At 59.5% G+C, this 11,847-nt stretch carries 9 protein-coding genes; 8 read left to right on the forward strand and 1 reads right to left on the reverse strand.

Going from position 1 to position 11,847, the window contains the following annotated elements; all coding sequences use genetic code 11:
• Positions 1 to 159 precede the first annotated feature (159 nt).
• From ftsH to proB, 8 genes are all read left to right on the forward strand, one after another.
• Complete coding sequence (ftsH, locus tag C6366_RS12515) at positions 160 to 2,178, forward strand: ATP-dependent zinc metalloprotease FtsH (protein WP_107738360.1); 2,019 nt, start codon at positions 160 to 162, stop codon at positions 2,176 to 2,178.
• A 20-nt stretch (positions 2,179 to 2,198) separates the two neighbouring features.
• A complete protein-coding gene (gene folP, locus C6366_RS12520; RefSeq protein WP_107738362.1) occupies positions 2,199 to 3,095 on the forward strand; it encodes a dihydropteroate synthase in 897 nt (298 codons plus the stop codon).
• A complete protein-coding gene (gene cdaA, locus C6366_RS12525; protein WP_107738364.1) occupies positions 3,089 to 3,832 on the forward strand; it encodes a diadenylate cyclase CdaA in 744 nt (247 codons plus the stop codon). The genes folP and cdaA overlap by 7 nt, the downstream gene beginning before the upstream one ends.
• Positions 3,829 to 4,773, forward strand: coding sequence for a YbbR-like domain-containing protein (locus C6366_RS12530; RefSeq protein WP_107738366.1), 945 nt, complete (start codon positions 3,829 to 3,831; stop codon positions 4,771 to 4,773). The genes cdaA and C6366_RS12530 overlap by 4 nt, the downstream gene beginning before the upstream one ends.
• Positions 4,774 to 4,819: 46 nt before the next feature.
• A complete protein-coding gene (gene glmM, locus C6366_RS12535) occupies positions 4,820 to 6,172 on the forward strand; it encodes a phosphoglucosamine mutase (protein ID WP_107738368.1) in 1,353 nt (450 codons plus the stop codon).
• Between the two features lie 234 nt (positions 6,173 to 6,406).
• Complete coding sequence (gene galU, locus C6366_RS12540) at positions 6,407 to 7,279, forward strand: UTP--glucose-1-phosphate uridylyltransferase GalU (RefSeq protein WP_107738370.1); 873 nt, start codon at positions 6,407 to 6,409, stop codon at positions 7,277 to 7,279.
• A gap of 159 nt (positions 7,280 to 7,438) precedes the next feature.
• A complete protein-coding gene (priA, locus tag C6366_RS12545; protein ID WP_158269770.1) occupies positions 7,439 to 10,069 on the forward strand; it encodes a primosomal protein N' in 2,631 nt (876 codons plus the stop codon).
• 353 nt (positions 10,070 to 10,422) lie between these two features.
• Complete coding sequence (gene proB, locus C6366_RS12550) at positions 10,423 to 11,556, forward strand: glutamate 5-kinase (RefSeq protein WP_199221496.1); 1,134 nt, start codon at positions 10,423 to 10,425, stop codon at positions 11,554 to 11,556.
• Positions 11,557 to 11,636: 80 nt separating this feature from the next.
• Here the strand turns inward: proB and C6366_RS20300 are convergent.
• On the reverse strand, positions 11,637 to 11,847 hold a 211-nt coding region (locus C6366_RS20300; RefSeq protein ID WP_233248491.1), incomplete at its 5' end, for a hypothetical protein.

An 11,847-nucleotide genomic window follows, 5' to 3' on the forward strand; every position in this document is an offset into this window, starting at 1 on the left:
CTCGGATATCGAGATCGCTATCGATATGCAAATCGGATTTGAAGTTGGATACTATTGTGCATTATCTCGGTTGTTCCGCGATTTTTTTGATATGACGCTCGATTTCGATCCCGATTTCGATTGTGTTGAAGTGACAAACTGATACCGGAGGAGTCTTCATTGAATAATTTTTCCAAGAACCTGCTGCTCTGGGCTACCATTTCCGTGGTCATGGTGGTTCTGTTCAACATGTTCAGCCACCCGCCGGCGCCGGAGCAAAGGCTGAGCTACAGCGAGTTGTTGACCCGTGTGCGCGCCGGTGAAATCACCGAGGTCAAGGTCCAGGGACAGCGAATCCAGGGCGTCCTGCTCAACGAACAGCGCTTTGTCTCGTTCAACCCCAACGATCCGAACCTGGTGCAGACGCTTCTGGACAACAACGTGCGCGTGGTTGCCGAGCCGGAGGACCAATCGCCGTGGTACTTCACGGTGCTGATCTCCTGGTTCCCGATGCTGCTGTTGATCGGCGTCTGGATATTTTTCATGCGCCAGATGCAGTCCGGCGGAGGGCGGGCCATGTCCTTCGGCCGGTCCCGGGCCAAGATGCTCAGCGAGGAGTCCACCAAGGTCACCTTTGAGGACGTGGCCGGAGTGGACGAGGCCAAGGAAGAGCTGATGGAAGTAGTGGATTTTCTACGCGAGCCCAAAAAATTCACCCGCCTGGGCGGGCGGATTCCCAAGGGCGTCCTGCTGGTGGGTTCGCCGGGAACCGGAAAGACCCTTCTGGCCCGTGCCGTGGCCGGAGAGGCCGGAGTGCCGTTTTTCTCCATTTCCGGCTCGGACTTCGTGGAAATGTTCGTGGGCGTGGGCGCGGCCCGGGTCCGGGATCTTTTCACCCAGGGCAAGAAGAACGCGCCCTGCTTGATCTTCATCGACGAGATCGACGCCGTGGGGCGGCAGCGCGGAGCCGGTCTGGGCGGCGGGCACGATGAACGGGAGCAGACCCTGAACCAGATGCTCGTGGAAATGGACGGCTTTGAATCCAACGAGGGCGTGATCCTGATCGCGGCCACCAACCGGCCCGACGTGCTGGACCCGGCCCTGCTGCGCCCAGGTCGTTTCGACCGTCAGGTGGTGGTGCCGGCGCCTGATTTTCGTGGCCGGGTGCGTATTCTTCAGGTCCATGCCAAGCGCACGCCCCTGGCCAAGGGGGTTGATCTGGAGTCCCTGGCCAAGGGCACTCCGGGCATGTCCGGGGCGGACCTGGAAAACCTGGTCAATGAAGCAGCTCTGCATGCGGCCCGACAGGGCAAGGAACAGCTGGACATGCGGGACTTTGAGGAGGCCAAGGACAAGCTGCTCATGGGCAAGGAGCGGCGGAGCATGATTCTCAGCGACGACGAGAAGAAGACCACGGCCTACCACGAGGCCGGACACGCTCTGGTGGCCCGTCTGCTTCCCGGCACGGACCCGATCCACAAGGTGTCCATCATTCCTCGAGGCATGGCCCTGGGCGTAACCATGCAGCTTCCTGACGACGAACGACACAATTACAGCCGGTCCTATCTGGAAAAAACCCTGGCCGTGCTGCTGGCCGGTCGTGTTGCTGAGGAAATCATCTTCGATCAGTTGACCACCGGAGCGGGCAACGACATCGAGCGAGCCACGAAAATGTCCCGGAAGATGGTTTGCCAGTGGGGCATGAGCGACGCTCTGGGGCCGCTTTCCCTGGGAGAAAACAACGACCATGTCTTTTTGGGCCGGGAGATCGGGCACCAAAAGGATTACAGTGAACAGACCGCCCAGATGATCGACTCGGAGATCAAGGCCTTCGTGTCCAGGGCCCACGCCAAGGCCAAGCAGCTTCTGGAAAAGAACATCGATTCTTTGCACGCCATGGCCAACGCGCTCTTGGAGCGAGAGACCATCACTGGTGATGACATCACGCTGTTGATAAAGGGCGAGTCCTTGCCGCCCATGAGCCTGGTGAGCGCGAAGCCGGTCCGCAAGGACGATGGAGCGTCGCCTGAAACGGCATCTGCCACCGAGCATGACTACGAGAAAGCCGCTGAGGAAAAGGGGGCAGAGCGAGAAAAAACCGAATCCGAGAATTTCGCCAAGCCTTCGGATGAGAAGGACGGCGAAGACGACCCGGATGAATTCGCCTTGGAAGAACCGGACAAGCCCAAGCGGTCTTGACTCGGTCTCGACACTTTCAAATGCGGCCCGTTTCTTCCTGGCGAATCAAGGACGGTGGCTGGATTGATCTTTCCAATCCGGTGATCATGGGGGTGGTGAACTGCACGCCGGACTCGTTTTATGACGGAGGGCGGTACGACGAACCGGGTGCCGCCCTCCGTCATGGTCTGTTGTTGGCCTCTCAGGGGGCGATGATTCTGGACGTGGGCGGAGAATCCACGCGCCCCGGCTCTCGTTCCGTGAGCGTTCAGGAGGAGTTGGAGCGGGTGTTGCCCGTAGTTTGCGGACTGTCGGCGGCCCTGCCGCCGACACCTCCGGACGCCGAACTTTCCGAGGCCTCCGCGGCAATTTCCATCGACACGACCAAGTCCGCGGTGGCGGCCCGGTGCCTTCAGGGTGGGGCGTCCATCGTCAACGACGTTTCCGGTTGTCGGTTCGATCCGGAACTTTTGGACGTCTTGGGCCAGTTCAGGCCCGGCTACGTGCTGATGCACGCCCAAGGCAGGCCGGAGAGTATGCAGGAGGATCCTCGGTACAACGACGTCGTGGACACGGTGCGTCGGTTTTTCGAGCAACGGTTGGACGCCTTGGCGCGTTCCGGGCTGCCGGAAGAGCATGTGGTTCTCGATCCCGGCATCGGCTTCGGCAAGCGGCTGGAACACAATTTGGAATTGCTGCGCAACATTGAGGTGTTTCAGGAGTTGGGGCGTCCGATTCTGGTGGGCATTTCCAACAAGTCTCTTTGGAAAGGGCTTATGGAGCTGGAACTGGAAGAGCGGGGGACGGTCTCCCAGGTGGCAGCGGCCTTGCTCGCCGCTAGAGGAGTGCGGATCCATAGGATGCACGACGTGTCGGCCACGGCGCGGACATTGCGGGTCGAACGGGCCCTGCGCCCCGAGGGGGTCCCGGCATGCTAGATGTCCCCATCAGCGTCCGGGATCTGGTGGACATCGGCCTGGTGACCTTCGCCTTCTACCGCCTGATTTTGCTGATCAAGGGAACGCGGGCCGTTTCGGTGATCTACGGGCTGGTTCTGATCCTGGTGATTTTCTACCTGTCTGACGAGTTTGGCTTGTTCACCCTGAACTGGCTGCTGGCCAATTTTCTTGGCTCGCTCTTTCTGGTGATCATCATTTTCTTTCAGCAGGACATCCGCAAGGCCCTTTCCGAACTGGGGGCCGGAAGCTTGTGGCGGCGGCAAAAGGTTTCGGACCGGCTGGTGAATGAAGTCGTCTTCGCGGCCCTGAACATGGCCAAATCGCGCATCGGGGCCCTGGTCGTCTTTGAGCGTGCTATTCCCCTAGGGGACATCATTGCCCGGGGGGTGGAGGTCAAGGCCGATTTGAGCCGGGAGTTGCTGGTGACCATCTTTTATCCGAACACCCCGCTACACGACGGCGCCGTGGTGGTCCGGGACGGCCGGATCGAGGCCGCGGGCTGCATTTTGCCGTTGTCCTCCGGCGTGGACCACTCCGCGAAACTGGGGACCCGGCACCGGGCTGCCATCGGGGTCAGCGAGGAAACCGATGCCCTGGCCTTGGTGGTTTCTGAGGAGCGGGGCATCATCTCCATCGCCCAGGGCGGCCGATTGACCGAAGATCTGAATGAAGCCCAGCTCAAGGACGTGCTCCGCGAGGTTCTGGAGGATTCATGATACTACGCGCCAATTGGCAATATCTGGCCCTGGCCTTCGCCCTGGCCTTGTTTTCCTGGTATCTCGTTTCCGGGCGGGAGAAAGTGGACGCCTGGATTCAAGTACCCGTGGAAATGGTCAACATGCCGCAAGGGTACGTTGTTCGCCAGGGTATGGTGAACCGGATCGAAGTTCGGGTTCGCGGTCCGCGCCCCATGGTCCGGACCATCGACATGCGCAATGCCTATTACCCTTTGGATCTGGCGAATCTTCAAGCCGGCGTGAACTTGTTTGACTTCGAGACCCGCAACCTGAACCTGTCCCGGGCCATCGAAGTGGTGGAAATCGTTCCCTCCCGAGCCGAACTGATCGTGGATCGGCTGATGACCAAAATTGTTCCCGTGGCCAAGAACGTCGTGGTCGAACTGGATGAAGACTTCGAGTTGCGAGGATATGCGCTGAGACCACCGGAAGTGACGCTTCGTGGGCCCCAGGAGATGGTGGAACCCTTGGACGAGGTGGAAACGCAGCCCGTCAAGGTGGAAGGCGACCGCCCCGGGCAAGTGCAAACGACCGTTGGGTTGGTCTTGCCCGCTGAAGTGGAGGCCAACCCAAGCCGGGTGACTGTACAGCTCGATTACGGCGAGAAACGAACCGAGGTGTCCCTGGATCGAGAAGTGCAGGCCGCGCGGCCCTCGGGCATGGCCATGACCCTGGAACCGGCCTCAGTCCGCCTGACGCTCGCCGTTCCGATTTCCCTGGCCCGCGATCCCGGGTTGGAGAACTGGGTGCGGGTGGTGGCCGCTCCGCTGGGAGAGTTGCCCGTAGGGGAGCATGAGGTGGGGTACCGGGTTGAGTTGCCTTCCGGGGTGCTTTTGACGGAGAGTGAGCCGGAACTGGTGCGGGTAACTCTCGAACTGGAAGAAGTCGACCCTGCCGATAAAGTAAACGCCGGCGAATGATTGAACCAATAAAGCCTGACATACGAGCGACATAACGAGGAATCTAATGCGAAAAGGACTTTTTGGAACGGACGGCATGCGCGGTCAGGTGAACATCTTTCCCATGCTTCCGGAAATCGCCCTGCGGCTTGGGCTGGCCGTTGGTCAAATGATGCGCAACGGTTCGCGGCGACACCGGGTGGTGATCGGCAAGGATACGCGCTTGTCGGGGTACGTGTTCGAAACGGCTTTGACTTCCGGATTTTGCGCGGCGGGTATGGATGTCTATCTGGTCGGTCCCATGCCCACCCCGGCTATTTCCTTTCTGACCCGCAACATGCGCGCCGACGTCGGAGTGGTCATTTCCGCCTCGCACAATCCGTTCATGGACAACGGGATCAAGCTGTTCGACAATCTCGGATTCAAGCTGGCCGACGCCATGGAGGACAGGATTTCGGAACTGATCCTTTCTCCGGACACGGACTGGGAGTATCCGCAGCCAGAAAACGTCGGCAAGGCCAGCCGGATTCTGGATAGCCTGGGGCGGTATCTGGTATTTTTGAAGAACACCATCCCTTCGACCATGACTTTTGACGGGGTCAAGGTGGTCTTGGACTGCGCCAACGGCGCGACGTACAAGGTCGCCCCCTTGCTGTTCGAAGAACTGGGGGCCAAGGTGGAGGAAATCGGCACGGAGCCCGACGGGTTGAACATCAACCGCAAATGCGGTTCCCTCTATCCGGAACTCGTGGCGCATCGCGTGCTGGAATCCGGAGCGGACATCGGTCTGGCCCTGGACGGCGACGGAGACCGGCTGATCGTAACTGACGAGCAGGGAACCGTGCTGGACGGCGACCAGATCATGGCCATCTGCGTCCAGGATATGATGCAAAACGGCACGTTACCCGGCAATACCCTGGTGGCTACGGTGATGAGCAACATGTCTCTGGAATTGTTCATGCGGGACCACGGCGGCAGGCTGTTGCGCACCCCGGTGGGCGACCGCTACGTGGTGGAGGCCATGCGCCGGGAAGGGGCGGTGTTCGGCGGCGAGCAGTCCGGCCACTTGATTTTTCTGAACCATTGCACCACTGGGGACGGTATCCTGGCGGCCTTGCAACTGATGCGCATCATGCAGGAAAAGGGCAAGCCGCTGTCCGAACTGGCGGGGCAATTGAAGCCGTTTCCCCAGGTGCTGGTCAATGTTCATGTGGAGCGCAAGATCCCCTTCGAACAATCCCCGGAAGTGGCCAAGGCCGTGGCCATGGCCGAGGAAAAGCTCGGGATCAGGGGGCGCGTGCTGTTGCGCTATTCCGGGACCGAGCCGGTGGCCCGGGTCATGGTGGAAGGCGAAGATTCCGTCCTGGTTCAACGGCTTGCCGATGAACTGGTGGACGTCTTGCAAACGCATTTGCGATAGACTGTTTTTCCGAATGGGTATAGGCTTGAACCGATTGTCGGAGGCAAAGCTTCACGCGGCTTCCAGTCCTGAAGATCCATTTCCAAGGGTGCCAAAAGCTCCTTGAATGCCATCAAATTTAGATTATATCTTGTCTTGTTTTGTCGCATCAATGCCGAGCGTGCCCGCCAGTGTCAGCCCGTGCACTAGTAGCGTGTTCGTCGACATTGATCCAAACGTAAGGAGATTGCTCCGATGCAGATTAGAAAAGTCGTCATTCCCGTGGCTGGTTGGGGTACCAGATCGTTGCCAGCAACCAAGAACATCCCCAAGGAAATGCTTCCGGTGTTCAAGAAGCCGGCCGTGCAGCACATCGTCGAGGAAGCCATGTATTCCGGATTGACGGACGTGGTTTTCGTCAACAATTCCAACAAGAAGATCATCGAAGACCACTTCGACTACAACTGGGCGTTGGAAGATTTATTGCAACGCACCGGGAAGACGGCGCTTTTGGAAGAGGTCCGGGCCGTGGCCGAAATGGTGAACATCATTTCCGTGCGCCAGAAGAAGCAATTGGGGCTGGGGCACGCCGTGCTCTGCGCCAAAGAGGTCATCAAGCAGGAACCCTTCGCCCTGATGCTCGGGGACGACCTGATGTTCGGGATGGAGCCGGGCATCAAGCAGTTGATGGATGTGGCGCTTTCAGAAAACATGTCCGTTGTCGGCGTGATCGAGGTCGGCGCGGACAAGGTCAGCAGCTACGGCATCATCCATGGCGAGGAGTTCGCGCCGGGAATCTACCGGGTTCGCTCCATGGTGGAGAAGCCGGCTCCGGCCCAGGCGCCTTCCCGGATGGCGGTGGTCGGGCGCTACGTGCTCATGCCGGAAATTTTCGACTATCTGGAAGGGGCCGAGCCGGGACATGGCGGGGAAATTCAGATCACGGACGCGCTGCTGAAGCTGGCCCAGAAGAATCGCCTTCTGGCGGTGAAAATGCGTGGGATGCGGTTCGATGTGGGCGATTGGAGCGACTACCTCACGGCCAACATCTATTTTGCTTTGCAGGATGAGTCGTTGCGCGACGAACTGGTGGGCAAGCTGAAAAACCTGCTTCCCTTCAATTGCTGATCGCGGCGGACTCGACTTCCTTCCTCTGATTTTCGAGCCGACTGCACTATGTGGCGTGCGGTCGGCTCGTTGCGTTTTAGCTCGCCGGACAACTCAACGGCAACGGAGCCATATCAAGCTGATGGACAAGTCTTTGAATGTTATTGCGGGGCAAGCGCCATGAGCCACGCTTGGAGCGTCGCCCTGTGCAGCCCGCCCTATCGCGTCTTTACGTATGCGACACCGGACTGCCTGCCTCCCGAGGCCTGGGCGGCCGGGCAGCGCGTGATGGTGCCCGTGGGCAAGAGGACACGGTTGGGGGTGATCATGGAGCCTTCCAGAGACGGAGACGGGGGAGGGCGGGCCTTGAAGCCCATGGTTTGGCCCCTGGACCAGGAACTGCTCCTGACTGAGGCCGTTCTGGACTTGGTCCGGCATCTGGCAAAACGCCAAATGGTCCCGGAGGGCCTCGTTCTTTCCAGCATCCTGCCCAAGGCCTTGCGCTCCGGCCAACCACGGTTCACGCTGGTGGATGGTCCGACGACGCGGCGCTGGACCTTGGAGGAAATGGCCCGGCTTTCCGGCGGGGAGGCGGCGCGGCTCGGACGGGCGTGGATGGAAGGCCGACTGCGTCTGGAGCAAAACCAGCGCAAGGGGGACGATGACGTCCTTTACGCCTTGCTGCGCGATCCTCCCTGGGGACTGCGCCCTAGAGCCAAGCGGCAACAAGCCGTCCTGGATTTTCTGTTCGTCCATGGCAGCGCTTCCTTGCGGGGTATCGCCCATGGCGTGGTCCTTGCTCAAAATCAATCATTTGCCGTGCATCATGGCCTGGAAGGCGATCCGGATGTTGGCCCGGATGGCGCACAAGTCCCGTGTTCAGGGGAAGCGGATCGAAATCGGTCCGGGGGCAACGGCGCGTCAGTGCGTGAGACGAAACAAGGGCTCAAGCAGGTTTTGGGGGACCTGGTTCGCAAGGGGCTGGTTCAGGCCCTGCCGGTGCTTCCGGGCGAATGTGACCAGGAGAGGGGGGCTCAAACCTCCCCTCCGGTCTCTCCTCAAGCCTTCTTTGACACGCTTCCCGTTCAGCACATTGACCCGCCCCACAGCAGCCCCATGGAGGCTCCCTGCCTCGAGGCCCGCACCCTCACCGACGAGCAGGCCGAGGCTCTCGCGGCTTTAGAGGGTGACCTGCGACAGATCCTGGACCTCGAATCGAAAACCATTCCGGACACGCATGATGCCGCCCCGGGGCGGATTCAGGTCCGCCTGGTCCATGGCGTGACCGGCAGCGGCAAGACCTTGCTGTATCTGCGGTTGGCTCGGACCGCCATGGCCCAGGGGAGGAGCGTGCTGCTGCTGGCTCCGGAGGTGGCCTTGTCCGCCCAGCTTTGGAACGAAGTGAATCGGTTTTTTCCCGGAACACCCCGGCACTGGTATCACGGTTCGCTTTCCGCCGGGGTCAGGCTGGGGGTGTTTCGTGCTCTGCGTCACCAGGCCACACCCCAGATCGTGGTGGGCACCCGGTCCGCCTTGTTTTTGCCCTTCGCCAACTTGGGGCTGATCGTCATGGATGAAGAACACGACGCCTCTTACAAGCAGGATGAGGGATTCACGTACCAAGCCAAGGAAGTGGCCTACTTCCGGATCAAGCAGCACGGCGGCTTGCTGCTGCTGGGTTCGGCCACACCGGATATCAAGACCTTTCACGCCGCGGATCAGAGCGAAATCAGTCGCGTCACGCTGCGTCACCGCGTAAGCCACAAGCCGTTGCCCGAAATCCAACTTGTGGACATGCGCCCGGAATCGCGTTCCGCCCCGCTTTCCCAGGTCTGTCGATCCGAGTTGGAGGGCGTGCTCCAGCGCGGAGAGCAGGCAATGTTTTTGCTCAACCGTCGCGGCTTCGCGCCGCTGGTTTCTTGCCTGGACTGCGGCACGGCTCCCAAGTGTCCGCGCTGCGAAGTGGGGCTGACCTATCACAAAGGGTGGGAGCGCCTGTTGTGCCACTATTGTGGCTTTGCCCAGCCATTTCCCTTAGGGTGCGGTCAGTGCGGCGGGACTCGATTTCTGCCCATGGGCGAGGGGACCGAGGGGCTGGAAGAGTACCTGGAGAACCTTGGGGCCTCGGGGCTGGGAATTGTTCGCCTGGACCGGGACAGCACCCGACGCAAGGGCAGCCTGGACCATATCCTCAAGGCCTTTGGACAGGGCCGGGCCCAGGTGATGGTCGGGACCCAGATGCTCAGCAAGGGCCATCATTTCCCAAATGTGACCTTGGTCGTGGCCGTGGACGGGGACGTGGGGCTGAACCTTCCGGACTACCGGGCCGCGGAAAAGACCTTTCAGTTGCTGGTCCAACTGGCAGGTCGGGCCGGACGGGGAGATCGGCCGGGCCGGGTGTTGATTCAGACCCGCAATCCAGACCATCCCTGTTGGGAGCACATTCGGACCGGCGACTATGAGGGGTTTTTCGCTCAGGAACTGGAGCGTCGCCGGAAATTCGCCTACCCGCCTTTCGTGAAGCTGGCAATGATCCGGTTGAGCTATCCCCGTGAATGGGAGGAAGGCGCGGCCCTGGTGGCCACGGCCGGCGACCATCTGCGTCGGGAAGGCGTTCGTCTGGGTCTCCGGGTCCTCGGCCCCGCACCGGCCCCCCTTGGGTTGCTCAACGGCCGCAAACGCTTCCAGTGCCTGCTCAAGGCCATGACCTGGCAAAATCTGCGCGAAGCCTTCACGGCCATGCGCACTGCTCTTCCGGCTTCCTCCCCCCTGCGCGTGGCCTTGGACCTGGATCCGGTGAACATGCTGTGAGTCGCCGCGCTTCCAAACTACTGTGTCGTCCGGAACGGATGGACTTGTTTCCGCGGCTGCTTCGGGCTATCGATTTTGCCGGGAGCACGGTTACTTCCGGCTGGGACATGATTTTTGTTGAAATGAACGTAATTGCTCAATAAGACCGGGCGGCCTTCCACGGAATTTCATGCTGCCTGGATACCGGCCTGCGCCGGTATGACGGAATGGAATGTCACGCTAACGAGTTCTCTCGGTTGTTACCCCGGCGCAAGCCGGGGGCCAGGTGTTATTCCTGGTTCAATTGCCCAGAGTTATTGAGCAGTTACAAATGAGCAAAACAAAATAAAGGGTAGCGGATAATGGGCGACTGGATGACACATCGTCGGCAGGTTTTGGAGAAGGCGCGACGTGTATTGATCAAGGTCGGCAGTGCCGTACTGACCTCTGACCAAGGGCTGGACCTGCGAGTGGTTTCGCGGCTGGCCGATCAAATGTCGTCCCTGCATGATCGGGGACTGGATTTGATCTTGGTTTCCTCCGGGGCCGTGGCCGCTGGTAGGCGGGTGATTTCCCGCTTGTGCCTGGACGGCCATTTGCCCGAGAAACAGGCCGCCGCGGCAATAGGGCAAAGCCGGTTGATGCACGCGTATGATGAGGCCTTCGAACGATTCGGGAAGGTCACAGCCCAAATTTTGCTGACCAAAGACGACTTGCAAAGCCGGACGCGGTTTCTGAACGCTCGACATACGTTTCAGACTCTGTTGGCTTGGCGAGCCATTCCCATAGTGAATGAAAACGACTCCGTAGCCGTTCAAGAACTGAAATTCGGAGACAATGACAGCTTGGCCAGCTTGCTGCTGAACATGGTCGAAGCGGATTTGTTCGTCAATCTGACCTCAGCGCTGGGTGTTTTCGACGACAATCCGGATGTAAACCCCGCAGCACGATGCATTGAATGCATTCCGGACATCCAGGCCCTGGAACCCTCGGCATTGTGCCGTGGGAAGACCGGGGCAGGCTCCGGAGGAATGTACAGCAAGCTTCTGGCTGCCAAACGGGCGGCGCAACTGGGCGTGCCGACCCTGATCGTTTCGGGAAAAGAAAAATTTTCCCTGGAAAAGGTTTTTGATGGTGAAATGCTGGGAACCTGGGTGATGCCCCAGGAGAAAGGCATCTCCCGGCGCAAGTTCTGGATGGCCTACAATCAGGAACCGGATGGAGATGTCTGGGTGGATTTGGGGGCGGCGAACGCCTTGCGGCAAGGAGGTAAAAGTCTCTTGCCCGCCGGAATCAACCATATTGAAGGCAACTTTGGCGCCGGGGCCTTGGTTCGGATCATGGATTCCGAGGGGCAAGCGCTCGGAGTCGGCTTGTCCAACTACAAAGCGGCGGAGTTGAGGCGAATAATGGGGCGGAAAAGTGCTGAAATAGCTGGAGTTTTAGGGCAGTGTCCCTACTCCGAGGCAGTCCACCGCGACAATATGCTCATGAATGTCGCGGGATGAACTTGCCTCTTCGAGACGTGGTTGGCCTGGGTGCTTATGAACGTCTTTATCGCAATACTTTGTATTTTAGCGATAAAAAATTATATTTTTTTTCGTGAAAATTGTTGTTGACAGGTGAGGGGTGGTTCTATAGAACCTGCCTCTTCGCCGTGAGCGACGGCGGCTGAGTTCTTTGACAATGAAATAGCGAGGGGGGAGAGAAAATATGGTTTAAGCCATGTTTTCATTTTGAGTTTTGGTATTTTTAAGTGGAGAGTTTGATCCTGGCTCAGAATGAACGCTGGCGGCGTG

It is taken from the genome of Desulfonatronum sp. SC1 (assembly GCF_003046795.1).
GTDB lineage: Bacteria > Desulfobacterota > Desulfovibrionia > Desulfovibrionales > Desulfonatronaceae > Desulfonatronum.

Coding starts and splice junctions, on each gene's coding strand:
- folP (WP_107738362.1), top strand. CDS start 2,199: ATGCGGCCCGTTTCTTCCTGGCGAATCAAGGACGGTGGCTGGATTGAT.
- cdaA (WP_107738364.1), top strand. CDS start 3,089: ATGCTAGATGTCCCCATCAGCGTCCGGGATCTGGTGGACATCGGCCTG.
- C6366_RS12530 (WP_107738366.1), top strand. CDS start 3,829: ATGATACTACGCGCCAATTGGCAATATCTGGCCCTGGCCTTCGCCCTG.
- glmM (WP_107738368.1), top strand. CDS start 4,820: ATGCGAAAAGGACTTTTTGGAACGGACGGCATGCGCGGTCAGGTGAAC.
- galU (WP_107738370.1), top strand. CDS start 6,407: ATGCAGATTAGAAAAGTCGTCATTCCCGTGGCTGGTTGGGGTACCAGA.
- priA (WP_158269770.1), top strand. CDS start 7,439: ATGAGCCACGCTTGGAGCGTCGCCCTGTGCAGCCCGCCCTATCGCGTC.
- proB (WP_199221496.1), top strand. CDS start 10,423: ATGACACATCGTCGGCAGGTTTTGGAGAAGGCGCGACGTGTATTGATC.